Below are 25,850 nucleotides of genomic sequence, written 5' to 3' on the forward strand. Positions count from 1 at the left end.
GGTCACCGCCCCTTCTTCTCGTCGAGCGCGTCGAGCGCGTCGAGCGCGGCGTCGACGGCGCGGCCGACGACGGCCTGGGGGCCGGGGTGCATCAGGTACTCGTGGCCGCAGTCGACCGGGTGGATCCGGAGGTGTCCGTCCACGTGGTGCTCCCATCGTCGGGTCTGGTCGGCCAGCTGGTCCGCCGTCCATTCGCGGAGGGCGGTGAAGAGGTGCATGTCGCCGGTGAACCGGCCCGCGGCGAACCGTTCCATCAGCTCGCCGTGGGTCCGGGACAGCCGAAGGAGGCGTGGGACGCCCCGCTCGCCGAGCTCGGCGAGGGGATGGTTCTCCCGCCGCAGGACGTCGACGAGCACGGCCGGGGTGAGCGGGCGGCCGGCGAAGGCGGCCCGGCTGTGGCCGAGCGCTTCGAGGGCCCGCAGGAGCAGTTCCCGCTCGTCGTCCTCCTCGTCGCGTCCGGTGCTTCCGAGGTAGCCGTCGAGGTTGGCGAGGAAGTCGACCTCCTCGCCTGCCCGTTGCAGCTGTACGGCGATCTCGTGGGCGAGCACGCCGCCGTAGGACCAGCCGAGGAGGCGGTACGGGCCCTGCGGCCGGATCCGCCGGATGTGACCGATGTACTCGGCGGCCACGGCGCGGATGTCGTCCGGGACCGGGGAGGCGCCGCCGACGGCCGGTGACTGGAGGCCGTAGAGGGGGTGGCGCCGGTCGAGGTGCCGGGCGAGTCCGACGTACGGGAGGCTGAAGCCGAGTCCGCTGTGCACGAGGAAGACGGGGGGCCCGTCACCGCCCGGCCGGATGGGGAGCACGGTGGAGAAGGGGTCGAGGGTGTTCTCCTGGTCGGGTCCCGTCTTCTCGGCGCGGGTGGCGAGGGCGGCGACGGTGCGGTGCAGGACCACATCGGCGACGCTGAGCCGCAGTCCGGCGGTCCCGGCCCGGCTGACGAGGCGGACGGCGAGGAGGGAGTGGCCGCCGAGTTCGAAGAAGCTGTCGTCGATCCCGACCCGGTCCAGACCGAGGACCTGCGCGAACAGCGCGCACAGCACCTCCTCCACCGGATCACGCGGAGCCCGCGAGGACACCACCACACCGAAGTCCGGCGCCGGCAGCGCCTTGCGATCCACCTTCCCGCTCGGCGTCAACGGCAGCACATCCAGGACCACCACCACCGGCACCATGTACTCCGGCAACGACCGCGCCACAAACGCACGCACCGCACCCACATCCACCGACTCACCCGCCGCCGGCACCACATAACCCACCAACACAGCCCCACCAGGCCCGTCCGAACGCGCCACCACCACCGCGCGCCCCACCGACGGATGCCCGAGCAGCACCGCCTCCACCTCACCCGGCTCCACCCGGAAACCACGCACCTTCACCTGCTCATCAGCACGCCCCAGGAACACCAGACGACCATCCGCCGCCCACCGCACCACATCACCCGTGCGATACATCCGCGAACCATCCACCCCGAACGGACACGCCACGAACCGCGAAGCCGTCAACCCCGCACGACCCACATACCCCCGAGCCACACCCGCACCCGAGAGATACAACTCACCCGCCACACCCACCGGCACCGGCCGCAACCCCGCATCCAACACGAACACACCCGTGTTCCGGATCGGACGGCCGAGGGTCACGGGCTCGTCCGCGACGAGCTGGGTGGCGGTGGACCAGATGGTGGTCTCGGTCGGGCCGTAGAGGTTGGTCACCTCGGCGGCGTGCGCGGTCAGCGTCTCGGCGAGCGCGGTCGGTACGGCCTCTCCGCCGACGAGGACGCGCAGCCCGCGTACGGCCTCCGGTTCGCGGGCCACCAGTTCCTGCCAGAGGGCGGGGGTCGCCTGCATGACGGTGACCCCGGCCCGTTCGACGAGCGCGGTGAGGGCCTCGGGGTCGAGGACGAGTCCGTCCTCGCCGACGACGACACCGGCGCCGGACAGCAGCGGGACGTACACCTCGAGGCCCGCGATGTCGAAGGACCAGGTGGTGACGGCGAGGAGCCGGTCCCGGGCGTCCATCGGGAAGCGCTCGGCCATCGCGAGCAGGAAGTTCATCAGGTTCCGGTGCTCGATGGCCACGCCCTTCGGCCGGCCCGTGGAACCCGAGGTGTAGAGGACGTACGCCGTGTGCGCGGGGTGGAGCGGGGTCGCCCGTTCCGTGTCGTCGAGGTCGGCGGCGTCCTGTGCGGACACGGCCGCGGCCGTGTCCGGTGCGTCGAGGACGAGCCGGGGAACCCCCGTGTCGGGGAGCCTGCCGGCGATCGCCGTGTCGGTGACCAGGAGGGCCGGCCGGGCGTCGCCGAGGACCAGGTCGATCCGCTCGGCCGGGTGGGCGGGGTCGACGGGGAGGTAGGCGGCGCCGGACTTGAGTACGGCGAGGAGCGCGACGACCATCTCCTCGGTGCGGGGCAGCGCGAGCGCCACAAGGCGCTCGGGGCCCGCGCCGAGACCGATCAGCTGCCGGGCCAGGCGGTTCGCCCGCGCGTTCAGCTCCCCGTACGACAGCTCCGTACCGCCGCACACCACCGCGACCGCCTCCGGTGACCGTGCGGCCTGCCGCTGGAAGGCCTCGGGGAGGGTGACGGGCGGCTGCGGGTGGGCGGTGTCGTTCCACTCGGTGAGGATGCGATGGCGTTCGTCCTCGGTGAGCAGTTCGATGCCGCTGACGGGGAGGTCGGGGTCGCCGGCGACCTGCTCCAGGAGGCGCCCGAGCCGGTCGGCGACCGAGGCGGCCGTCGACTCGTCGAACACGTCGGCGCTGAACTCCAGGAACCCTTCGAGGCCGTCGGGCGTGCCGTCGTCGTCCTGTCGCTCCACGAGCGTGAGGGACAGGTCGAACTTGGCGGTGTCGGCCCCGACGGGCTCCGGGGCGACGGTCAGACCGGGCAGGTGGAGGTCGGTGTGCTCGTTGTTCTGCAGGGAGAGCATGACCTGGAAGAGGGGGTTGCGGCCCATGGACCGCTCCGGGTCGAGCACCTCGACGAGCCGCTCGAAGGGCACGTCCTGGTTCTCGAACGCGCCGAGTGCCGTGTCGCGGGCGCGGTCGAGGAGTTCACGGAAGGCCGGGTCCCCTGACACGTCGGTCCGCAGGACCAGGGTGTTCATGAAGCAGCCCACCAGCTCGTCCAGGGCGTCGTCGAGACGACCCGCCACCGGCGAACCGATCGGCACGTCCTCCCCCGCACCGAGGCGCGACAACAACGCGGCCAGACCGGCCTGGAGCACCATGAACACCGACGCACCCGACTCACGCGCCAACCGCACCAGCGCCCCATGCGCCTCCGCGTCGACCCGGAAGGGAACCGTCCCGCCCCGGTGCGACATCACCGCGGGCCGCGCACGGTCGAACGGCAACGCCAACTCCTCCGGCATCCCCGCCAACCGCTCGCGCCAGAAGCCGACTTGGCGTGCCGCGACACTGGAGGCGTCGGCCTCGTCGCCGAGCAGCTCCCGCTGCCAGACGGCGAAGTCGGCGTACTGGACGGGCAGCACGGGCCAGGTCGGAGCGTCGCCCGAGCACCGTGCCGTGTAGGCGCGTGACACGTCGTGGGTGAGCGGGGCAACGGACCAGCCGTCGGCCGCGATGTGGTGGACGACCAGAAGCAGCAGGTGCTCGCCGGGGGCCGTGCGGTAGAGGTGGGCGCGGAGCGGGATCTCGGTCGTCAGGTCGAAGCCACGGCCCGCGCGGGCCGCCGACACCGCCGCCGCGTCGGCCGCGTCCACCTCGGTCACGTCCAGACCCGGCCACACCTCCGTCGCGTCCAGCACCACCTGCCGCGGCTCACCGTCCACCTCAGGGAACACCGTCCGCAGACTCTCGTGCCGCCCCACCACATCCGCGAGAGCGGCATCGAGCGCCGCCACATCGAGGGCGCCCGAAAGCCGCACGGCGAAGCGCATGTTGTACGCGGCGGACTCGGGGCCCTCAAGGCGGTTGAGGAACCACAGACGGCGCTGTGCCGAGGAGGTCGGCAGGGTGCCGGTGCGCGGTACGGCGGCGAGCGGGGGCCGGTCGCTCCTCCCGGAGCGTGAGCGGGCCCGGTCGGCGAGTGCGACGACGGTGGGTGCCTCGAACACGTCCCTGATCGAGAGGGAGGTGCCGAGGGCGGAGCGGGCCCGGCTGACGAGCCTGGTGGCGAGGAGGGAGTGGCCGCCGAGTTCGAAGAAGCTGTCGTCGATGCCGACCCGTTCCAGACCGAGGACCTGCGCGAACAGCGCGCACAGCACCTCCTCCACCGGATCACGCGGAGCCCGCGAGGACACCACCACACCGAAGTCCGGCGCCGGCAGCGCCTTGCGATCCACCTTCCCGCTCGGCGTCAACGGCAGCACATCCAGGACCACCACCACCGGCACCATGTACTCCGGCAACGACCGCGCCACAAACGCACGCACCGCACCCACATCCACCGACTCACCCGCCGCCGGCACCACATAACCCACCAACACAGCCCCACCAGGCCCGTCCGAACGCGCCACCACCACCGCGCGCCCCACCGACGGATGCCCGAGCAGCACCGCCTCCACCTCACCCGGCTCCACCCGGAAACCACGTACCTTCACCTGCTCATCAGCACGCCCCAGGAACACCAGACGACCATCCGCCGACCACCGCACCACATCACCCGTGCGATACATCCGCGAACCACCCATCCCGAACGGACACGCCACGAACCGCGAAGCCGTCAACCCCGCACGACCCACATACCCCCGAGCCACACCCGCACCCGAGAGATACAACTCACCCGCCACACCCACCGGCACCGGCCGCAACCCCGCATCCAACACGAACACACCCGCGTTGCGGATGGGACGGCCGATCAGGGTGGCCGTGCCGAGGGTGACGTCGTCCTCGGCGCCGTGGGTGGCGACCGCTCCGACCTCGGAGGCTCCGTAGAAGTTCACGAGCCGGGCGGAGGGCAGGCAGGTCCTGAACCGCTCCACGGTCGCGGCGGGCAGCTGCTCCCCGCTGCAGATCCAGACCGTGCAGCCGGCCATGCGCGGCAGTTCGCCGCTGTCGATGAAGGCCTCGAGGAGGCTGGGGACGACGGTGAGCCGGGCGATGCCGTGCCGCACGACGGCGTCCGCGAGTTCGGGGACGCTGCGGGCGGTCTCGGCGTCGACGAGGACCGTCGAGCCGCCGGAGAGCAGCGGGGCGACGAGTTCGGTGATGCCGTCGATGACGCTGACCGGCGACTTGGCGAGGATGGCGGCCGTGCGCTGCTCGGGGAACTCCTCGGCGAACCAGGTGAGCCGGTTGACGAGGGCCCGGTGCAGGCCGGTGACGCCCTTGGGCCGGCCCGTGGAGCCGGAGGTGTAGATGACGAAGGCGGGGCGGTCGGGGCCAAGGGGCGCGGTCCGCTCCCGGTCGGTGACGTCGGCGCCGGGCAGGTCCGCGCGCGCCGCCGCCGTGCCGGGGTCGTCGAGGAGCAGCCGTGGCAGGTCCGTGCCGGGCAGGGTGCGGTCGGTCGGCCCGTCGGTGAGCAGCAGGGCCGGCCGGGCGTCGTCGAGCATGAGCGCGATCCGCTCCGCCGGGTAGGCGAGGTCGACGGGGAGGTAGGCGGCGCCGGACTTGAGCACCGCGAGGAGTCCGACGACCATCTCCTCGGTGCGGGGCAGCGCGAGCGCCACAAGGCGCTCGGGGCCCGCGCCGAGACCGATCAGCTGCCGGGCCAGGCGGTTCGCCCGCGCGTTCAGCTCCCCGTACGACAGTTCCGTACCGCCGAAGGTGACGGCGACGGCCTCGGGTGTCCGGGCGGCCTGGGCCTCGAAGAGGACGGGCACGGTGGTGGCGGGGTTGCCGCCGGTGGTGCCGCTCCACTCGGTGAGGATGCGGCCGCGTTCGGGCGCGGAGAGGACCTCGATGCCGCTGACGGGGAGGTCGGGGTCGCCGGCGACCTGCTCCAGGAGGCGCCCGAGCCGGTCGGCGACCGAGGCGGCCGTCGACTCGTCGAACACGTCGGCGCTGAACTCCAGGAATCCTTCCAGACCGTCAGGCGTGCCGTCGTCGTTCTGCTGCTCGACGACGAAGAAGTTCAGGTCGAACTTGACCGAGTCGACAGCCGGGGGCTCGAACGCGGCGCGCACGCCGGGGAGTTCGAGGTGGGCGGTCGCGTTGTTCTGGAGTACGAGCATGACCTGGAAGAGGGGGTTGCGGCCCATGGACCGCACCGGGTCGAGGACCTCGACCAGGCGCTCGAAGGGGACGTCCTGATGGGCGTAGGCCGACAGGGAGGTCTCGCGGGCGCGGTCGAGGAGTTCACGGAAGGCCGGGTCCCCTGACACGTCGGTCCGCAGGACCAGGGTGTTCATGAAGCAGCCCACCAGCTCGTCCAGGGCGTCGTCGAGACGACCCGCCACCGGCGAACCGATCGGCACGTCTTCCCCCGCGCCAAGGCGCGACAACAACGCGGCCAGACCGGCCTGGAGCACCATGAACACCGACGCACCCGACTCACGCGCCAACCGCACCAGCGCCCCATGCGCCTCCGCGTCGACCCGGAACGGAACCGTCCCGCCCCGGTGCGACATCACCGCGGGCCGCACACGGTCGAACGGCAACGCCAACTCCTCCGGCATCCCCGCCAACCGCTCGCGCCAGAAGCCGACTTGGCGTGCCGCGACACTGGAGGCGTCGGCCTCGTCGCCGAGCAGCTCCCGCTGCCAGACGGCGAAGTCGGCGTACTGGACGGGCAGCACGGGCCACTCCGGGACACCGCCCCCGCACCGCGCCGCGTACGCCCGTGACACATCGCGGACGAGAGGGGCGACGGACCAGCCGTCCCAGGCGATGTGGTGGACGACGAGCTGCAGGAGCCGCTCGTCGGGGCCGGTGCGGTAGAGGTGGGCGCGGACGGGGATGTCCGTCGTCAGGTCGAAGCCACGGCCCGCGCGGGCCGCCGACGCCGCCGCCGCGTCGGCCGCGTCCACCTCGGTCACGTCCAGACCCGGCCACACCTCCGCCGCGTCCAGCACCACCTGCCGCGGCTCACCGTCCACCTCAGGGAACACCGTCCGCAGACTCTCGTGCCGCCCCACCACATCAGCCAGCGCGGCATCGAGCGCCGCCACATCGAGGGCGCCCGAGAGGCGTACCGCGAAGGAGACGTTGTAGGCGGCCGACTCGGGGTCGAGCCGGTTGAGGAACCACAGGCGTGTCTGGGGGAAGGAGAGCGGCAGATGGCCGCCGGCGTCCTCGCGGGGGGTACGGGCGAGCGCGGGCCTGACCGTGTCGCCGCCGCCGAGACGGGCGACGACTCCGGCGACGGTGCGCGCCTCGAAGAGGGTACGGATGGGCAGCTCGACGTCGAGCGCCGTGCGGGCCCGGCTCACCACGCGGGTGGCGAGGAGGGAGTGGCCGCCGAGCTCGAAGAAGTCGTCGTCGATGCCGACGTCGGAGATCTGGAGCAGTTCGGCGAAGATGCCGCAGAGGATCTCCTCGACCGGGGTGCGGGGACCGCGGCCGCGTCGCGCCCGGGTCTCCTCGGGGTCGGGCAGCGCCTTGCGGTCCAGCTTGCCCTGGGGGGTGAGCGGGAGTTCGTCGAGGCTGACGATCGCGGCGGGCACCATGTACTCGGGCAGGACGGCGGCGAGCGCTTCCCGCAGGGCGGTGGCGTCGGCGCCGCCGGGGGTCGCGGGGACCACGTAGGCGACGAGCCGGTCCTCCTGGCCGGGGGCGCTCCGGACGACGGCGGCGGCCTGGCGGACCTCCGGCCGGGCGGCGAGCTCGGTCTCGATCTCGCCGAGTTCGACGCGGAAGCCGCGCAGCTGCACCTGGTCGTCGGCGCGGCCGACGTAGTGGAGCTGTCCGTCGGGTCGCCAGTTCGCCAGGTCGCCCGTGCGGTACATGCGGGCGCCCGCGGGGCCGTACGGGTCGGCCACGAACCTCTTCGCGGTGAGGTCGGGCCGGTCCTTGTAGCCGCGGGCGAGGTTGCCGCCGACGTACAGCTCGCCGACGGCTCCGGCCGGGACCGGCCGGAGGGCGTCGTCGAGGACGTAGACGCGGTGGGCGGCGGTGGGGCGGCCGATCGGCGGGTGGCCCGCGGTGCCCAGCGGGTCGCTGACCGTGGAGGCGAGCACGGCCTCGGTGGGTCCGTAGCCGTTGAACATGCGGACGTGTCCGGCCCAGCGTTCCACGACGTGCGGCGGGCAGGCCTCGCCGGCGACGATCAGGGTGAGGTCGTCGGGGAGCGTGGAGCCCTCGGGCAGGGCGCCGACGACGACGGGCGGCAGTCCGGCCAGGTTGACCCGGTGGCGGTGGAGCAGGTCGACGAGGGGCCGGCCGGGGACCCGGCAGTCCTCGTCGGCGACGACGAGGGTGCCGCCGGCGAGCAGGGAGAGGCTGAGTTCCCACACGGAGGCGTCGAAGCTGAACGAGGCGAACTTCAGGACGCGGGCCCGGTGGTCGACGCCGAACTTCTCGACGAGGCTCGCCACCATGGCGGCGAATCCGGCGTGGTCGACGGTGACGCCCTTGGGCCGGCCGGTGGAGCCCGACGTGTAGATGACGTACGCGGGGTGCCGGGGGTCGAGTGCCGTGGGCCGGTCGCCGTCCTCGGGGGCGTGGCCGGGCAGGGCGGCCAGGGCGGCGGCCGTGTCCTCCGTGTCGAGCAGGAGGACGTCGCAGTCGCCGGCGGGCAGTCGCCCGGCGAGCTCCGTGCTGGTCACGAGGGTGGCGGGGCCGCTGTCGGCGAGCATGTACGCGATGCGGTCGGCGGGGTACTTGGGGTCGATGGGCAGGTAGGCGGCGCCGGCCTTGAGGACGGCGAGGAGCGCGGCGGTCATCTCCAGCGGGTCGGACAGGGCGAGGGCGACGGTCCGCTCGGGTCCGGCTCCCCGGGCGAGGAGCAGCCGGGCCAGCCGGTTGGCGCGCCGGTCCAGCTCCTCGTACGTGACCTCGGTGTCCCCGGAGACGATGGCGACAGCCGTCGGGTTCTCGGCGACGCGGGACTGGAACAGGGCGGGGATGACGGGCCTGGGCGTGTCGTCGGCGCGGCCGCCCCACTCCTGGACGAGCCGCCGGTGCTCGGCGGTGTCGTCGAGGGTGAGCCGTCCGACGGGGGTCGCGGGGTGGGCGACGGCGGTCCCGACGACGTCGACCAGCTGCCGGAGCGTCTCCTCGACGGCGGACCGTTCGTGCGCGGCGGGCCGGTACTGGAGGGTGAGCGTGAGCCGGGGGCCGGGGTGGACGAGGACGGCGAGGCCGCGTTCGGCCGCGAGGCGTGTGGTGCCGTCGCCGAGGCGCAGTGCGGGCACGAGCGCGTTCAGTTCGGCCAGGTCGGCCCGCGGCTGGTTCTGGAAGCTGAACACCGTGTCGAAGAGGTCGCCGGCGCCCGCGAGCCGCTGCACCTCGCCCAGGCCGATGTGCTGGTGCTCCAGGAGGTCGGTCTGCTGGGCGTAGAGGCGCCGTACGAGGTCGGTGAAGGGCTCCGCCGGGTCGAGGACGACCCGCTGCGGCAGCATGTTGAGGAAGAGGCCGACCATGCCCTCGACGCCGGGGAGCTCCGGCGGGCGGGCGGAGGAGACGGTGCCGAAGACGATGTCGCCGCGTCCGGTGCGGCGGCCGAGGACGACGGCCCAGCAGGCCTGGAGGACCGTGTTGAGGGTGACGTTCCGCTCGCGGGCCCAGGAGGTGAGCCGCCGGGTGAGGTCCTCGGGCAGTTCGTGGACGAGGGACTCGGGCGGCCGGGAGCCTTCGGTGTGCCCGGCGGTGGACAGCCGGGTGGGTTCGGTGACGCCGGTGAGCGCGGTCCGCCAGGCGGCCCGCGCCGCTTCCGTGTCCTGGGCGGCGAGCCAGCCGAAGTAGTCGCGGTAGGGCGGTGCGGGCGGCAGGACGGAGGCGTCGCCGCCCGCGGCGTAGAGGGTGAAGAGTTCGCGGGCCAGGATGCCCATGGACCAGCCGTCGGCGAGGAGGTGGTGCAGCGTCCACAGGAGCCGGACGCGCTGTCCGGGCAGGCGGATCGCGGTGAACCGCAGCAGCGGCGCGGTCGTCAGGTCGAAGCCCCGCTCCCAGTCGGCCTCGGTGAGGCGGGCCGACTCGGCGTCCCGTTCGGCCTCCGACGCCGTCCCGGTGAGGTCGACGTCGATCCAGGGGGCGCGCACCCGGCCGGCGACGGACTGCACGGGCTGCTCGTCGGGCGCCGCGTCGGGGAAGCTCACGCGGAGTCCCGGGTGGCGGTCGAGGAGCGCGTCGGCGGCGGCGCGGAACGCGTCGGTGTCGAAGGGGCCCTCGATGTCGAGGACGGTCTGGAGCAGGTAGCTGTCCGTGCCGTGCCGCTCCAGTTCGGCCTGGATGAGCAGGCCCTGCTGGAGCGGGGAGAGCGGCAGGATCTCGGGGCGGGGCCCGCGCTCGGCGACCTCTGCGGTGTGCCGGGCGAGGGTCTTCAGGGCGCGGAACCAGGTGCGGGCGATGTCCTCGGCGTCGGCGTCACGGAACAGCTCGCCGGCCCAGATCCAGTCCGCGACCAGGTGCGGTCCGTCGGCGCGGTCCTCGGTCACCGGGGTGACGGCGAGGACGTGCCGCAGCGGCATGCGCGGGTGGACGCCGGTGCCGATGACGGCGTCCTCGGTCACCAGGGACCAGTCGCCGCTGGGGGCGTCGGTCTGGAAACGGCCGAGGTAGTTGAAGCCGATCTCGGGCACGCCGTGGCGGGCGAGCGCGGGCAGCGTCTGCGGGTTGAGGTGGCGCAGCAGACCGAAGCCGAGGCCGTGGTCGGGGAGCCGGCGCAGTCGGCGCCCGACCTCCTGGAGGGCGGTGCCCGCGGTGTCGCCGCCGGCCCACAGGTCGTCCCAGTCGACGGCGGGGCCGGGGCCGAGGAGGACGGGGTAGACGCTGGTGAACCAGCCGACGGTACGGGACAGGTCGACGTCGTCCGTGAACTGCTCGCGGCCGTGGCCCTCCAGCTCGACGGTGATGTCGGACGGGTCGCCGCCGCTGCGGCGGCGCCAGTCGGCGACCGCCATGCCGAGGGCGGTGAGCAGCAGGTCGTTGATCTCGCCGTCGTGGATGCCTCGGACGCCGGCGAGCACAGCGGCCGTCGCCCGGGTGTCGAGCTCGAGACGGAGCCGGTGGGCGGTGCCGTAGACGTCGCGGGCCGGGTCGAGCGGGCGGTCGCCGAGGGGGGCGGTGCCCGCGAACTGTTCCTTCCACAGAGGGAATTCGGCGACCCGTCCGGCGGTCCTCGCCTGGGCGCCGAGCAGACTCGTCCACTCGCGGTACGAGGTGGGGACCGGGTCCGGGGTGTCGCCGGCGACGGCGGCGGCGAGGTCGGTGACGAGGACGCGCCAGGAGACGCCGTCGACGCAGAGGTGGTGGGTGAGCCAGACCAGGCGGCCGGAGCGGCCGGGGCCCCGGTCGAGCAGGACGAGCTGGGTCACGTGGCCGGTGTCCGGGGAGAGCCGGGCGCGGGCGAGCCCGGTCTGCTCGCGGACGGCGTCGGCCAGGGCACGGGGGTCGTCCCCGAGGTGGGAGGCGTCGACGTGGCGTACGAGGTCGGCGGCGGCGACCGCGCCCCTCGGGAGCGCTTCGAGGGACCAGAGTCCCTCGACGGGGACGGTGAGCCGGCTGCGCAGGGCGGCGTGCCGGTCGAGGAGGGCGTCGACGGCGGTACGGAGGGTGTCGGCGCCGAGCCCGGCGGGGGTGCGCAGGACGACGAACTGGCTGTACTCGCGGGAGCGTTCGTCGAGGGCGGCGAGGTCCTCGCGCAACTGGTGGGCGACCGGGGCGAGTTCGATCTCGCCCGTGCCGTCGTGGAGGGGGGCGGCGGGGCGCCCGGGTCCGTCGGCGGGGGTGGCGGCGGCGACGGCGCGGGGGGTGCCGTGCTTGCGGATGAGCAGCGGGGTGACGGCGAGACCGGCCTTGCGGGCGTGGCTGACCGCCTGGATGGCGGTGATGCTGTCGCCGCCGAGTTCGAAGAAGTTGTCGTCGGGTCCCGCGGGGACGCCGAGGACCTCGGTGAAGACGGCGCGGAGGATCTCCTCGCCCCGGGAGCGGGGGGCGCCGGGGTCGTGCGCGGCGGTCGCGCTTCCGGTGCGGGGCTCGGGCAGCGCCTTGCGGTCGACCTTGCCGTGGGCGGTCAGCGGGAGGGCGTCGAGGACGAGGAGGTGCTGCGGCACCATGTACTCCGGCAGGGTCGCCGCCAGGTGGGCGCGGAGCGCGCCGGTGTCGAGGACGGTGTGCTCGCGGGCGACGCAGTGGCCGACGAGGTGCCTGCCGCCGGAGGCGTCGCCCATGACGGTGACGACGGCGTCGGCGACGTCCTGGTGGCGGCGGAGGGCGGTCTCGATCTCGCCGAGCTCGATGCGGTGGCCGCGGATCTTCACCTGGTGGTCCCTGCGCTCCAGGAAGACGAGTTCGCCGTCGTCGTCCCAGCGGACGCGGTCGCCGGTGCGGTACATGCGGGTTCCGGCGGGGCCGTACGGGTCGGGGACGAAGGTGCCCGCCGTACGGGCCGGGTCGGCGAGGTAGCCGCGGCCGACGCCGGTGCCCGCGACGTACAGCTCGCCGGGTGTGCCGTGCGGCAGGGGCCGCAGGTCGTCGCCGAGGACGTACAGGCGGGTGTTGCGGACGGGCCCGCCGATGGGCACGGGCCCGTCGGAGGCCGGGGCGCGCCGGATGTGCGCGTGGGTGACGTCGTCGGAGCACTCGGTGGGTCCGTAGGCGTTGACGAGGGGCGTCGCGGGGTGGCGGGCGAGCCAGCGCCGGCAGAGGTCGGCGGGGAGCGCCTCGCCGGTGACCATGAGGTGGCGCAGTCCCGGCAGGTCCACGCCGGTGCCGGTGACGTCCCAGGCGTCGAGGGCGGCGCGCAGCAGCGAGGGCACGACCTCCAGGACGGTGACGCCCTCGGCGGCGGTGAGCGGGAAGAGGAGGTCGGGGTCGGCGGCGGTGTCGCGGCCGACGACGCGCACCCGGCCGCCGACGACGAGCGGGGCGAGCATCTGCCAGACGGAGATGTCGAAGGTGACGGGGGCGTTCTGGACGAGCGTGTCCCGCTCGGTCAGCGCCAGGTCGTCGACCTTGGCGAGCAGGTGGTTCACCATGCCCGCGCGGTGCACCATGGCGCCCTTGGGCTGCCCGGTGGAGCCGGAGGTGAAGATCACGTACGCCAGGTCCTGGGGCGCGCCCGCCGGCGGCGCGAGGCCGTCCAGGGGGTCCTCGGCGCCGTCGGGGGTGACGATCCGCACGGTCCGTCCGGCGGCCGCGGCGGCCTGCTCGGCGAGGGGGCGGTGCGGCGCGTCGGCGATGAGGACGCCGATGCCGTTGTCGGCGAGGAGGGCGGCGGTACGGGCGACGGGGGCGTGCGGGTCGAGCGGTACGTACGCGGCGCCGGCGCCGATGACGGCGAGCACCGAGGTCACGTAGCCGGCGCCGGGGGTGGCGAGGACGCCGACGAGACCCGTGCCGGGCAGGGTCCGCGACAGCGCGGAGGCACGGGCGACGAGGGAGGCGTACGTGGTGCGGGCGTCGTCGTCCTCGACGGCGACCGCGTCGGGGCGGCGGGCGGCCTGCTCCCGTACGCGCTCGACGACGCAGGTGAAGGCGGCGGGGCGCTCGGGGCCGGAGGCGGTGCGCAGCCAGGCGGGGCGGTCGTCGGTGGAGGGGGCTCCGGGGTGGCTTCCGGCGGAGGAGGTGCCGGTCGGGCCGGCGGAGTGGCCCTCGGCCGAGAGGGTCTCGGGCAGGGCGGCGGAGGGGCTTTCGGTCGCGAGCGTGCCCTCCGGAGAGCCGGGGTGGCCTTCGGCCGCGAGCGGGCCCGCCAGGTCCGCCGGGATGTCCATGCTGCCGACGCGTTCCTCGCCCGCCGCCGCGGCGAACCGTCCGACGAAGGCCGCGAGTCGGGCGAGGTGACGCTCGGTCTCGGGGTCGGTGTAGCGGTCGGGGCTGCCGTTGAGGTGGATCTCGATGCCGTCGCCCGGCGTCTCGACGAGGGTGACCATCAGGTCGTCGACGAGGCCGGTGGACAGGTTGTGCACCTCGGCCGTGCACGGGCCGAGCTCCAGGCCGGTCTGCTGCGGCAGCAGGTTGACGAAGGGGCCGAAGGGGCGGCGGTCGTCGCTGCGCAGCCCCATGCCGCGGCGGATCGCGCTGACGCGGTGCCGCTGGTGCCGCAGGACCTGGGCGAGCTCGCGGGAGGTGAGCCGGAGCAGCTCCGCCTTGGTGAGGGTGGGCCGCACCGGTACGCGCAGGGGCAGGTAGTTGGCCATCATGCCGGGCACGGCCCGCTGGCGGGCGTTCATCCGGGCGGTGGCGGGCAGGGTGAGCAGCACCTCGTCGGTGCCGGACGCCCGCTGGGTGTAGAGGGCGACGGCGGCCATCGCCACCGTCGGCCAGGTGACGTCCGAGCGGCTCGCGCTCTCGCGCAGGGCCCGTACCGTCTCGTCGGGCAGGACGACGGAGTGGCGCAGGAACCCGCTGGGGAGCCCGGGGGCGGGGGGCCGGCGGGACAGCGTGACCGGTTCCGGCGGCTCGGGGAAGCGCCGCTGCCAGAACTCGGCGTCGCGGCGGGCGGCCGTGGACTCGCGGTACGCGGTCTCGGCGTCGGCCAGGTGACGCAGGGGCGGCAGCGCCGCGCCGGGCGCGGTGCCGTCCGGGTCCGCGGCGTACAGCTCGGCGAGCCGGCGCCACAGGACCGTCTGGCTGAAGCCGTCGCACAGCAGGTGGTGTACGCACAGGTAGAAGAAGGCGCGGCCGGGGGCGACGGTGAGGACGGCGGTCCGCATCAGCGGGAACTCGTCGAGGTCCAGGGGGACGGCGAGGTCCCGCCGCATCCACTCGAGGGCCGCCTCGACGGGGTCGTCCGCGTCCCGCAGGTCGACCTCGGTCAGCGGCGGTTCGGGGAGCGGTTCGACGCTTTGGTGGGGTTCGCCCTCGTGGTCGGTGAAGCGGGCCCGCAGGCATTCGGCCTCGTCGACGAGACGGCGGAGCGCGGTGCGGAAGCGGCCGGCGTCGAGCGGGCCGCTGATGTCCAGGTATCCGGCCGAGTTGTAGGCGCTGCTGCGTCCGGCGGCCCGCGCGTCGAGCCAGATCTCCACCTGGCCCGCGGTGAGCGCCGGTCCGGCGCCCGGAGTCGATGTCATCACAGGCTCCCAGTGGTGGTCGGGCCGACCCGGGCGGGATCGGCGGGGTGGTGCGGGGCGGGCTGGACGGGGGCGGGCCCGCGGCCGGAGATCCCGGGGGTGGACGGCGGCCCGAAGGGCTCGTCGGTGAGGGTGTCCGGGCCGAACGCCTCGTCGACCCAGGCGTCGTCGTAGACGGTGTCCAGATACCGCTCGCCGAGGTCGGGGGCGATGGCGACGGCGGTGAGGTCGGTGGCGCCGGGGCGGTTCTCGCGCAGCCAGCGGACGGCGCCGCTGAGCACGGTGCCGGTGGAGCCGCCGAGCAGGAAGCCTTCGTGGAGCAGCGCACGGCAGGCGCGCACGGTGTCCCGCTCGGGGACGAGCACGACGTCGTCGACGAGGGACGCGTCGAGGAGGGCGGGCCGCACGCTCGTGCCCACGCCGGGGATGAGCCGGGGGGCGGGTTCGCCGCCGAAGGTGACCGAGCCGGCGGCGTCGACGGCGACGATGGTCACGGCCGGGCTGTGCTCGCGGAAGAAGCGCGCGCAGCCCATCAGGGTGCCGGTGGTGCCCGCGCCGACGAAGAGGACGTCGAGGTCGGGGAAGGCCTTGGCGATCTGCGGGGCGGTCGACTGGTAGTGCGCGGTCCAGTTGCCCGTGTTGGCGTACTGGTTGAGCCAGTGGAAGTCGTCGTGCTCCTGGCACAGCCGGCGGACCAGGTCGAGGCGCGCCCCGAGCAGTCCCCGCTCCGGGTGCGGCCGGGAGACCACGCGCACGTCGGCGCCGAGCCGCTGCATCAGCCTGCGGGACGCCTGGGTGCACCGTGAGTCGGTGACGCAGACGAACCGGTAGCCCCGGCTGACGGCGACCAGGCTGAGGGCGACCCCCAGGTTCCCGGACGAGCTCTCGACGATGGTCATGCCGGGGCGGAGCGCCCCGGTGCGCTCGGCGGACTCCACCATCTCGTTCGCGGCGCGGAGTTTGACCGAGCCCGCGAAGTTGAAGCCCTCGCATTTCAGATAGAGGGGATATCCGGTGACCCGCCGGACGTCGACGAAAAGGTCGTCGACGTCGAATTCCTGCGGCGTCGTGATGACTGGCATGCGTCTACTCCCGCCCGATGCGCGCGTGTTCAGCCCGTGGTGGTCTGCCGCTGTCCGTAGCGGTCCAGTTCGTGGAAGAAGTCGTCGATCACCCGGAGTTCTCCGGCGTCGCGGACGAGGTCGTGGACGTACTTGCCGACGGCGAGGTCGAGCACCCCGAGCCCGAACGGGGAGAAGACCAGCGGCAGCGACGGATCGGGCCGTACGGACCCGGTGATCACGTCGTACAGGGTGCCGGTGAGGAAGTCCCGGTTGCCGGTGCGCTGTTCGGCGAGGTGGACCGAGGTGTCGGCCTTGAGGCAGTGCTCGACGTCGTCGACGATGTTGGCCGAGGCCAGGATGATCTCGGGGGCCAGGTCGCGCAGGGACACGTTCAGGACGAGCGGGCGGTGCGCGAAGAGCCCGGGGTCGGTGACGTGCGGTGTGCCGGCGACGGTGGCGAAGACGATGAGGTCGGAGGAGCGCAGCAGGTCGTCCGAGGTCTCGTGGACGGTGACGGGGGCCCGCTCGCCGGACTGCTCCAGGTAGGCGCGGAACTCGCGCGCGTACTCGGGGCGCAGGTCGTGGACGCCGACGTGCTCGAACTCCCAGCCGGTGGCGGCGAGGAAGGTGTGGACGTAGCGGGCGATGAGTCCGGTGCCGACGATGCCGAGCCGCAGCGGCCGGGGGCGGCCCTGGGAGAGCCGGTCGGCGGCGAGCGCGGCCGAGGCGGCGGTGCGGACGGCGCTGATGATGGAGCCCTCCACGCAGGCGAACGGATAGCCCGTGACGGGGTCGTTCAGGAGGAGGGCCGCGGAGGCGCGGGGCAGGCCGGAGGCGATGTTGCCGGGGAAGCTCGATATCCACTTGATGCCGTCCACACCGATGTCACCGCCGCAGGAGGCGGGCAGCGCGATGATCCGCGCGTCGGGCCGGTCGGGGAAGCGCAGGAAGTACGAGGGCGGGTTGACGGTCCTGCCCGCTCCGTGGAGCCGGTAGGCGTCCTCCACGAGCTCGACGAGCTGTTTCTCGCGGCCGGAGAGGGCGGTCTTGACCTGCGCGCCCGGTATCACTGCGAAAGCCGGGGACGGCTTCTCCATGGCTGTGTCCACCTTTTCAGACGATGACATGCTCGGCTCGGCCGAGGACGATGAGTTGCATGGTCGCGCCGGGCCCTGACGAGGGGCTGATCCACCGCTGACGGCACGGCGTTCTCAGCGCGTGGCGAGGGGTGGTGCGGCGCGGTCGATCTTTCCGCCGAGCAGCCCCTGGAAGAGGTTCAGTCGCTGCATGTGCGCGGTGCCTTCGAGGAACTCCATCGCCCGGGCGTCCCGGGCGAGTTTGTCGAGCAGCGGGTGGTCGATGCGGGCGCCGGGGCCGAAGAAGGAGCAGGCCGCGAGGGTGGTGTCCTCGGCGAGCCGGGCGGTGCGCAGTTTGGCGGCGGAGGCCAGGTGGCCGTCCGTGCCGCGGGCGTCGACGGCGGCCGCGGCGTGGTGCACGAGGAGGCGTGCCGCGTCGACGCGGCGGCCGAGGTCGTCGAGCCGCTCCCGTTCGGCGGCGCGCAGGGTGCCGCGGTGGGTGGTGACGTACTCGATGGCGGCGCGGGCGATGCCGACGGAGATGGCGGCGACGCCGGGACGCAGCAGGTTGAACGTCTGCACGAAGGCCCATACGCCGCGCCGGGTGGCGGGCAGGTGCCGGCCGAGGAAGCGGTCCTCGGGGACGGCGACGCGGTCCATGACGATGGAGCTGATCCGCGCGCCGCGCAGTCCGATCATGTCGAGCGGTTCGGCGCGGAATCCGGGGTCCGCGGTGTCGACGAGGACGGCGGTGATGCCGAGCGGTCCCGGCCTGCTGCGGGCGAACACCACGCCGAGCTGGGCGCGCGAGGCATTGCCGACGTACCGTTTCTCCCCGCTCAGCAGGGCCCCGTCCGGGGTGGGGGTGAGGGTGCTGCGCAGCGCCGCGGCGTCCGATCCTCCGTCCGGTTCGGTCAGGGCGAAGCAGGTCCACAGCGGCTCGCTGAGCATCCGGCCGTAGAACCACCGCTTCTGGGCCTCGTCCGCGAAGAGGCCGACGGCGACCCCGGCGAGGAGCGGCCCCGGGGCGGCGACGAGCGTGCCGACGTCGGCGCAGGCCAGCTCCTCCATGACGACGGCGCGTTCGAGTGCGGAGTCGCCGTAGAAGCGGTACCCGTCGATCTTCTCCGGCTCGTGCCCGTACGCGGCGGGGATGCCCATGGTGGCCAGATGGCGTACGGCCGGCAGGTGGAAGTGACGGCGGACGGCCTCCGGGTCGCGGTCGATCTCCAGCGCGAGCGGGCGCAGGTCCGCACCCCAGGCGCGGACCCGGCCGCGGAGCGCCGCCAGGCGGGTGTCGACATGGGTCATGGCGTGCCCTCCCCGCCGGTGTGGGCCTCGGCGAGCAGCTCCGAGACGTAGACGGTCATGCCGGGGCTGTCCCTGAGGTAGCCGGAGGCGCCGAGCAGCCGTACCTGCGCGCGGTCGGCGGCGGTGATCCGGCGGTGCAGGTGACGCAGCATGCCGGCGTCGAGTCCGCCCGGGACCGCACCCGTGAGAACGGCCCTGACCTCCAGGTGCTCGACGAGGACGTCGGCGATGGTGCCCTTGACCAGCTGCTGCTGGAGCAGGGTGGAGTCGCCGGTCCGCCGGTGGGCGAGATGGGCGACGCAGGCGGCCCGCAGGCCCTCGGAGAGTCCGAGGCGCAGCCACACCAGACCCAGGGCGTACGCGGCGCTCCGGGTCTCGTCGGCGGCGTCCCGCCGGTCGTCGTCGGCCGGGCCCGGCCGGGTGACGCGGGTCGTGACGACGGTGCCGCCCGGCAGGACGGTCTCGGCCGGCGGGGTCTCCCGCCGGCGCTCGCGGGGAACGCGCAGACCGTCGAGCCACACCTCCTCGGCCTCCGCGTGGGTCCGCGCGTCGACCAGGGCGTGCCCGCCCGGTCCGCAGGGCAGCAGGCCGGGCAGGACGGCGGAGCCGAGCGCGGCGAGCGCGGGGGCGAGGCCCTCGTGCCGGGCGATGCCGTGGAGGTGTTCGGCCGGCGCCGTGCCGTCGGGCGCGAGCGTGGTCATGCGTCCCTCCGGAGCAGGCAGGCGCTGAGTTCGCCGGTCTCCGGGTCGTGGTCGAGCAGGGCGAGGCGGTCCTCGTGCGGTGCCCGCCGCGCCTCGGCGAGCAGTTCGGTCAGGGTGGCGGAGGCCGGGAGCCCGCCCGGGGCCCGCAGCCGGCGGCCGGTGTGGCCCGGGAGTCCGGGGCCCGCGCCGAGGCCGGGGCCGAGGACGAGCGGGACGCCGGGACCGCAGCCGAGGCCGTCGAGGAGCGCCGGGGCCAGGCCCGGCACGTCCTCGGTGCCGACACCGGAGGCGCGGCGCACGCTGATCTCTCCGGCCGCGCCGTCGGCGGTGAAGAGCAGGGCGACTCCGGCGTCACCGGCGAGGTCGCGGCCCGTCTCGTACGGCAGGGTCGACTGGTCGAGGACGAACACGGCCGCCGAGCGGTAGCCGTGCCGCCGGATGTACCGGGCGGCGAGCTCCAGGGCGACGAAGGGCGCGGCGGAGCCGCAGTCGGCGACCGTGAGCACCTGCGGGTCGCCGGGGACGAGGACCGACAGGGCGGTGACCGCGGCGAGCCGGCAGTCGAGGTCGGGGGTGGCGTGGGCGACGACGACGAGTTCGGCCTCCACGGGTCCGGCCGACAGGTCGGCCAGGAGCGCGGCGGCCATGACCGCGAAGGTGTTGCCCGTGCCGCGGGCGGCGACCTCGGGGCGGTGCTCGACCCCGTAGAGGGTGGTGAGGTCGGCGAAGTGCCGCCCGGAGAAGGCGTCGTCGATCCGTGCCGTGCCCTCGGGGAAGGTGCGGCGCGTGGCCGCCGCGAGCCGCAGCGGGAACACTCCGGTGTCCTCGGCGGCGCGGGGTGCCTGGGCGGGCTGCACGGTCATGCCCTGGCACCCGTTTCGGCGGCGATGAAGTCGGTCAGCGAGCGCACGCTCGCGAAGTGCGCCATCTCCAGGGAGTCCGTGTCGAACTCGATGTCAAGGGACTCCTCCAGACGCATCAGCATCTCGAAGACGCCCGTCGAGTCGAGGCCCAGTTCGTCGAAGAGCCGCGAGTCCTCGGTGAGTTCGGGCAGGTCGTAGTCGAGGACGTCACGGAGGGCCGCGGAGATCTCGGAGACGATCCGGGTGCGGTCGGTGGTGGTCGGAGCGGTCATGGCGGGAGGTCCTTCCGGCGGTGTCGGGGTCGGTGGGCGTGTCAGTGGGCGGTGGTGGCGCGTGCCTGGAGCACGGCCGCCGGGAGCCGCTGCTTGCTCAGCAGGTCCTCGGGGCCGTCGGGCTCCCGGACGAGGTGGGCGTGTCCGTCGACGACGAGCACCTCGGCGGGGTAGCCGTGGCTGAGGAAGTTCACGGGCGAGGCGGTGGGGCCGTACGCGCCGGAGCGGTCCACGCCGAGCAGGTCGCCGGGGGCGAGCGGCGGCAGCTGGACCTTCTTGGCGAGGGTGTCGTTCGGCGTGCAGAGCGGCCCCGTGACGTTCCACGTCTCCGTGCCGGTCTCCTCGCCGGCGCCGCTGATCAGGCGCATCGGGAAGTTCCGCTTGACGAAGGAGCCGATGCCGACCGCCGCCATGTGGTGGTGGGTGCCGCCGTCGGTGACGGCGAAGCGCTCCCCGAGCGAGGTCTTCACGTACCGGACGCGGAGGACGTACGTGCCCGCCTCGGCCGTCAGGTAGCGGCCGAGCTCCATGACGAGCCGGGTGCGGGGATGACGGTCGGCGAATCCGGCCACCACGGGGTTGAGGTCCTTCGCGAGGACGGACAGGTCGAGGTCGTTCTCGCCGTCGAAGTAGGCGACGCCGAGGCCGCCGCCGATGTCGACGAGCTCGAGCTCGAAGCCGAGCGCGGCGGAGAGGCGTTCGGCGAGATCGAAGATGCGGACGGAGTTCTCGACGACGGACTGCTCGCTGAGGATCCGGGTGCCCATGTACACCTGCACGCCCATGAGACGGACGTGCGGGAAGCGCTCGGCGAGGTCGGTGTCGGCGAACAGCTGGGCCTCGTCGATGCCGAACTGGCGGGGCTTGCCGCCCATGGTGAGCCCGGAGCCCTTCACCGAGAAACCGGGGTTGACGCGCAGGGCGACGGGCGCCCGCTCGCCGCGCTCCCGGGCCAGCTCGTCGATGACGGCGAGCTCCTGGAGCGACTCGCAGACGACGGCGGCCACGCCCTCGTCCAGGCAGGCGGCCAGTTCGGCTCGGCTCTTGCCCGGGCCGAGGAAGATGATGTCCTCGGGGGCGACGCCGGCCCGGCGGGCCGTGAGGAGCTCGGTCAGCGAGCAGACCTCGGCGCGGGCGCCGTGCGCGTGCAGCAGGGCGCAGACGGCGACGTTGGGGTTGGACTTCAGGGAGAAGAAGATCTCGAGCCGGGTGTCGAAGGCCTCGCGGAGCTCCCGCATGCGGCCTTCCAGCGCGTCCCCGTCGTACAGGTAGAAGGGGGTGCCGTAGGTCTCGGCGAGTTCGGCGACGGGGATTCCCTGGACCTCGTGTCGTGTGGTCATGCCGCGTTGTCCTTCCGTGCCGCGAGTCGCGCGGCGATCTCCGTGTCGAGGGCGCCGACGCGGGCGTCCGATTCCTCCACGAGGACCCCGTACAGGCGTCCGTCGACGGTCCGCGCCTCCCGCTCCGCCGTCTCGGCGAAGCCCGCGTTGACCGTGGCGTGGTTGTTGACGAGCAGGCCGGTCCCCCGGTCCTGGTCGAAGAGGAGCCCGTCGAGCAGGTCCCGGGTCTCCGCGAACGACAGGGGCGCGGCGAGCCGGAGCGGGTAGTGACGGGCGACGGCGATACGGCCGTCCCGGACGAACCGCTCCTCCAGGCCGACCTGGTAGGTCGACATGTTGTGCCGGGCGTTGATCTCCACGACCGGGTAGAGCCCGCCCTCGGGGTCCACCATGGCGTCCACGCCGACCACACCGACGTAGCCGTCGGCGGCGAGGCGCTTGCCGAGCCGCTCGGCGGCGTCGCGGACCGCGTCCCGCTGGACGGCGGAGAGCCGGGCGGGCATCCGGTGGCCCTTGTGCACCCCGCCCTCGGTGAGCTGCTCCTTGACGAAGTCGAAGCGTACGGAGCCGTCGCGGCCGACCGTGAACTGGTAGTTCAGGTCGGTCTCCTTGGCCACCCACTCCTCGACGACGAACGCGACGGAGCCGTTCCCCGTGCGCTCGGCCTGCTTGCGGACCATGCCGAGGATCCGGTCGGCCCTGCGCGGGCTCTCCAGTACGGCGATGCCCTTGCCGGAGACGCCGAACGCCTCCTTCACCACGTACCGCGTCCCGCTGTCGTCCGTGGCGGCGGCGAAGGCGGCGGCGAGTTCGTCGAGCGTCTCGCAGGCCCAGCCACGGGGCTGGCGCAGCCCGAGCTCGTCGGCGACGCGGCGGCTGTACACCTTGCTGTTGACCGCCTTGCAGACGTCCGGGCCGGGGCCGGCGAGCGGCAGGCCCGTCGCCTCCGTGAAGCGCCGCTCGTCCGCCGAGATGCCGTGCGCGGTGACCTGGCAGCCCTGGGCCGACAGCGCGGACAGGGCCGCGAGCAGCTCCGGATCGTCGAGGGCGTCCTCGGTGACCGTGCGCTGCGGGTCCTGCCGGCCGGGGACGTGGATCCGGGGCAGGTCGACGCCGAGACCGGTGAGGAAGGCGAGGTAGTCGTCGTCCGGGCGGGTCTTGAGGACGACGTGGTCGTCGGCGCCGCCGAGGAACAGGGCGAACTCGTCCATGTGGTTGACCACGGCGCCCGCCGTGGCGGCCGACAGGCGTGGCAGGGTGTGCTCGCCCTTCGCCCACTGCTGCTCCACCTCGAAGTTGCCGAGGAACAGCAGCGGGGTGTCGGCCGCCCCGGTCAGGGCTGTCGCGAGCCGTGCCCGGAAGCCCGGGAGTGTGCCGCTCATGTGCCGTCCTCTCGGTGTCAGTGCTGGAGCACGGCCGCCGCGAACGACTGGCCGAGGCCGGCGGAGGTCATCAGGTAGAAGCCTCCGGGCCGCAGCAGGCCGCGTTCGCGCGCGGACTGGTAGTTGACGAAGGGGTCGGCGCAGAAGCAGTGGCCGGTCTTCGCGATGTTCTCCAGGAAGATCCGGTCCTGGGAGATGCCGAGGTTCTTCGCGGCGACCGTCCACGAGACGCGGTTGACGTTGTGCGGGAGCACGAGGTCGAGGTCGCCGATGCCGATGCCGGCGGCGGCGAGCGCGTCGTGGATGACCTCGGACATGACGTCCTGGTAGATGCGCTTGGCCTCCCTGGCCCCCTCGGGGTCCAGGTCGATCACGCCGTCGTCCCGGCCGATGATGCGGGCCCGGTAGCCGAGGACCCGGTCGCGGGGGCCGTCGGCGCTGACGAGCAGGGCCGTCATGCCCTCGCCCATGATGGAGACGTCCTCGACCCACTGGGAGAACGGGGTGAACGTCTTGTCGCCGGCCAGGACCAGGGCGAGTGCGCGGGGGTCCGGGTCGGCGGCCAGCAGGGTGCCCGCCACGTCGAGGGCGAGCAGTCCGGTCGCGCAGCCGTGGTCGGCCACGGAGAACACCGTCGCGTGGCGCAGTCCGAGCGCCTCGCGGACCTGCTGGAGGGGGCTGACGGGATAGGGCGCGGTGGTACGCAGCCCCTTGGCGCGCACCACGTAGCGCACGCGGTCTTCCTGGCCTGCGAGGGCCTCCAGCTTCCCGGCCGCCGCGAGCAGCAGCTCGGCCTCGGACTGGTCGGGCGCCTGGCAGATCCGCTCCAGGCCGTAGAGCCTGGTGAACCTGCGCACCTGCTGGTCCGTGAGGCCCAGCGGTTCACGCAGTTCTTCCACGGGTATGGCGGGTGGCAGATAACTCGACACCGCTTCGAGCGAGGTCATGCGCCGGGCCTCCTTGAGTGGTCGGAGCCACTCAAGACTCTTCAGAGGCGCTGACAGGGGGCTGACGTCTCGCTGAGACGGGGGTACTGGGACGGGGCGGGGCTGGGGGCGGGCGGGCCGGAGCCCGCCCGGTCTCAGCTGTTCCTGACGGTGATGTCGCCGTTGCTGGTGCGGACGCCGAGCTCGTACTCGCCGGCCGGGTCGCTGGCCACGTCGATGGTCTGGTCACCGTTGTTGGAGTCGACGGTCACCTTGTAGCTGGCCTTCGGCACGGTGAGGGTGACGTCGCCGTTGGAGGTCTGGGCGCGGACGTCGGCCGGGGTGTCGGGGGCCAGGTTGATCTTGCCGTTGGAGGTCTGGGCCTGGATCCGGTCGCCCTTGATGCCGGTGCCGTTGATCTGGCCGTTGGAGGTCCGCACCTGGACGGTGCCGGTGACCCCGTTCATCTCGACGCGGCCGGAGCTGGTCGTCACCTCGACCGAGCCGACCTGGGCGAGGCGGATCGCCCCGCTGGAGACCTCGCCGCTGACGGGGACGCCGGCCGGCACGTCGACGGTGTAGTTGACGGAGCAGCGGTTGCCGCAGCCGCCGAGGATCAGCACGCCGTTCTCGATCCGGTGGGTGGCTCCGGTGGGCCGCTCGCCCTGGAACTCGACCTTGCGGTGCAGGGCGAAGGCCCCGTCCTTGACGCCGTTGACCGTGACACCGCCCGAGCCGTTGTCGAGGCGCACCGAGGTGATCTTGCCGGAGAGGGTGCTGTCGTCCTCGTACGTCTCCCCCTTGACGAGTCCGCAGGAGGCGAGCGAGCCGGCGGCGATGCCGGTGACGGCGAAGATCCCGAGGCCGCGGAGTAACTGACGCATGAGAGTCCCTCAGTTCTGGAGTGTGGCCCGAACGGGCACGAGGAGAAACGCCGGTCCGGACCCCTGGTGGGCCCGGCGCTCTGCGACGCTATCGCACCTGCAACGGAGCGACCATGGGGCAAACCCCCGGGTCCCGGCGCGGGTTGCCCGTACCCCCGGAGCGGTGACCGGGGGCCGTGCGGCGGCCCGTCGGCGGAGTGGTCAGCGGCGTGTCAGCGGGGTGTCAGCGGCGGGGCCCAGCATCGTCCCATGACTGCGGCGACCACCCTGTCCCCGGGCAGAACGCTGGGCGTACTCGGCGGAATGGGGCCCGCGGCGACCGCGGAGTTCCTCCGTCTCCTCGCCGCCGACGTGCCGGCCTCGCGGGACCAGGACCACCCCCGGATCGTCATGCTCTCCGACCCCACCGTCCCCGACCGCACGGCGGCCATCCTCGGCGACGACACCGAGGCCGCCCGGCGCATTCGCAAACATCTGTTCACCCTCGTCGAATGGGGAGCCGATCTCCTGGCGATCCCCTGCAACACCGCGCACGCGCTGCTCGACGACATCGCCTCCGAACTCCCCGCCCCGCTCGTCGACATCGTCGACGCGACCCTCGACGAGGCGGTACGGCTCAGCCCCGAGGGCGGCTGGCTCACGGCCACCACCGGAACGGTGGCCAGCGGCCTCTACCAGAAGCGGGCGGCGACCCGGGGATACCCGCTGCACGTGCCGGGGGACGCGGAGCAGGAGCGCGTCCACGCGGCCGCCGGTCTCGTGAAGGCCGGGCGGACCGAAGAGGCCGCCGACGCCTTCCAGGACGTGGTGGAATCCCTGTGGCGGCGGCACTCCCTGCCGGTGCTCGCCGCCTGCACCGAACTCCCGCTCGCCCACCGGGCCTCCGCGCTGCCGCCGGAGTCCATGGTCTCCAGCCTGCGGGCGCTCTCCCGCGCCTGCGTCACCGCACTGCTCTGA

12 protein-coding genes are annotated in these 25,850 nt (G+C 73.5%); 1 reads left to right on the forward strand and 11 read right to left on the reverse strand.

Going from position 1 to position 25,850, the window contains the following annotated elements:
• Positions 1-2 precede the first annotated feature (2 nt).
• From ACZ4VK_RS14165 to ACZ4VK_RS14215, 11 genes are all read right to left on the reverse strand, one after another.
• Positions 3-15,074, reverse strand: a complete 15,072-nt coding sequence (locus ACZ4VK_RS14165) for a non-ribosomal peptide synthetase (protein WP_468351916.1) — start codon at positions 15,072-15,074, stop codon at positions 3-5.
• Positions 15,074-16,156 carry a 2,3-diaminopropionate biosynthesis protein SbnA gene (gene sbnA, locus ACZ4VK_RS14170; RefSeq protein WP_468351918.1) on the reverse strand — a complete coding sequence of 361 codons (1,083 nt, stop codon included), beginning with the start codon at positions 16,154-16,156 and terminating at the stop codon, positions 15,074-15,076. The genes ACZ4VK_RS14165 and sbnA overlap by 1 nt, the downstream gene beginning before the upstream one ends.
• 29 nt (positions 16,157-16,185) lie before the next feature.
• Positions 16,186-17,235: a 2,3-diaminopropionate biosynthesis protein SbnB gene (gene sbnB / locus ACZ4VK_RS14175; protein ID WP_468351919.1), complete on the reverse strand. Its 1,050-nt coding sequence runs from the start codon at positions 17,233-17,235 to the stop codon at positions 16,186-16,188.
• Between the two features lie 114 nt (positions 17,236-17,349).
• Positions 17,350-18,525, reverse strand: a complete 1,176-nt coding sequence (locus tag ACZ4VK_RS14180; RefSeq protein ID WP_468351921.1) for an acyl-CoA dehydrogenase family protein — start codon at positions 18,523-18,525, stop codon at positions 17,350-17,352.
• Complete coding sequence (locus tag ACZ4VK_RS14185; protein WP_468351924.1) at positions 18,522-19,226, reverse strand: hypothetical protein; 705 nt, start codon at positions 19,224-19,226, stop codon at positions 18,522-18,524. Before ACZ4VK_RS14185 ends, ACZ4VK_RS14180 begins: the two co-directional genes overlap by 4 nt.
• On the reverse strand, positions 19,223-20,089 hold the full coding sequence (locus ACZ4VK_RS14190) for a hypothetical protein (RefSeq protein ID WP_468351926.1): 867 nt from the start codon (positions 20,087-20,089) through the stop codon (positions 19,223-19,225). The genes ACZ4VK_RS14185 and ACZ4VK_RS14190 overlap by 4 nt, the downstream gene beginning before the upstream one ends.
• Complete coding sequence (locus ACZ4VK_RS14195) at positions 20,086-20,361, reverse strand: acyl carrier protein (RefSeq protein ID WP_468351928.1); 276 nt, start codon at positions 20,359-20,361, stop codon at positions 20,086-20,088. Before ACZ4VK_RS14195 ends, ACZ4VK_RS14190 begins: the two co-directional genes overlap by 4 nt.
• 41 nt (positions 20,362-20,402) lie before the next feature.
• A complete protein-coding gene (locus ACZ4VK_RS14200; protein WP_468351930.1) occupies positions 20,403-21,701 on the reverse strand; it encodes a type III PLP-dependent enzyme in 1,299 nt (432 codons plus the stop codon).
• Positions 21,698-23,083 carry a preATP grasp domain-containing protein gene (locus ACZ4VK_RS14205; protein WP_468351932.1) on the reverse strand — a complete coding sequence of 462 codons (1,386 nt, stop codon included), beginning with the start codon at positions 23,081-23,083 and terminating at the stop codon, positions 21,698-21,700. Before ACZ4VK_RS14205 ends, ACZ4VK_RS14200 begins: the two co-directional genes overlap by 4 nt.
• 17 nt (positions 23,084-23,100) lie before the next feature.
• Positions 23,101-24,030 carry a 3-oxoacyl-[acyl-carrier-protein] synthase III C-terminal domain-containing protein gene (locus tag ACZ4VK_RS14210; RefSeq protein WP_468351934.1) on the reverse strand — a complete coding sequence of 310 codons (930 nt, stop codon included), beginning with the start codon at positions 24,028-24,030 and terminating at the stop codon, positions 23,101-23,103.
• 134 nt (positions 24,031-24,164) lie between these two features.
• The gene (locus ACZ4VK_RS14215) at positions 24,165-24,893 is read right to left on the reverse strand and encodes a DUF4097 family beta strand repeat-containing protein (protein WP_468351936.1); all 729 of its coding nucleotides are present in this window, start codon (positions 24,891-24,893) and stop codon (positions 24,165-24,167) included.
• A gap of 249 nt (positions 24,894-25,142) precedes the next feature.
• On the opposite strand from ACZ4VK_RS14215, the gene ACZ4VK_RS14220 reads away from it, so the two are divergent.
• Positions 25,143-25,850, forward strand: a complete 708-nt coding sequence (locus tag ACZ4VK_RS14220; protein WP_468351938.1) for an aspartate/glutamate racemase family protein — start codon at positions 25,143-25,145, stop codon at positions 25,848-25,850.

Source organism: Streptomyces sp. NPDC028711, from assembly GCF_055565415.1.

Excerpts from the sequence above, each read along its gene's own strand:
- ACZ4VK_RS14165 (WP_468351916.1), bottom strand. The coding sequence starts at position 15,074 with ATGACATCGACTCCGGGCGCCGGACCGGCGCTCACCGCGGGCCAGGTG.
- sbnA (WP_468351918.1), bottom strand. The coding sequence starts at position 16,156 with ATGCCAGTCATCACGACGCCGCAGGAATTCGACGTCGACGACCTTTTC.
- sbnB (WP_468351919.1), bottom strand. The coding sequence starts at position 17,235 with ATGGAGAAGCCGTCCCCGGCTTTCGCAGTGATACCGGGCGCGCAGGTC.
- ACZ4VK_RS14180 (WP_468351921.1), bottom strand. The coding sequence starts at position 18,525 with ATGACCCATGTCGACACCCGCCTGGCGGCGCTCCGCGGCCGGGTCCGC.
- ACZ4VK_RS14185 (WP_468351924.1), bottom strand. The coding sequence starts at position 19,226 with ATGACCACGCTCGCGCCCGACGGCACGGCGCCGGCCGAACACCTCCAC.
- ACZ4VK_RS14190 (WP_468351926.1), bottom strand. The coding sequence starts at position 20,089 with ATGACCGTGCAGCCCGCCCAGGCACCCCGCGCCGCCGAGGACACCGGA.
- ACZ4VK_RS14195 (WP_468351928.1), bottom strand. The coding sequence starts at position 20,361 with ATGACCGCTCCGACCACCACCGACCGCACCCGGATCGTCTCCGAGATC.
- ACZ4VK_RS14200 (WP_468351930.1), bottom strand. The coding sequence starts at position 21,701 with ATGACCACACGACACGAGGTCCAGGGAATCCCCGTCGCCGAACTCGCC.
- ACZ4VK_RS14205 (WP_468351932.1), bottom strand. The coding sequence starts at position 23,083 with ATGAGCGGCACACTCCCGGGCTTCCGGGCACGGCTCGCGACAGCCCTG.
- ACZ4VK_RS14210 (WP_468351934.1), bottom strand. The coding sequence starts at position 24,030 with ATGACCTCGCTCGAAGCGGTGTCGAGTTATCTGCCACCCGCCATACCC.
- ACZ4VK_RS14215 (WP_468351936.1), bottom strand. The coding sequence starts at position 24,893 with ATGCGTCAGTTACTCCGCGGCCTCGGGATCTTCGCCGTCACCGGCATC.
- ACZ4VK_RS14220 (WP_468351938.1), top strand. The coding sequence starts at position 25,143 with ATGACTGCGGCGACCACCCTGTCCCCGGGCAGAACGCTGGGCGTACTC.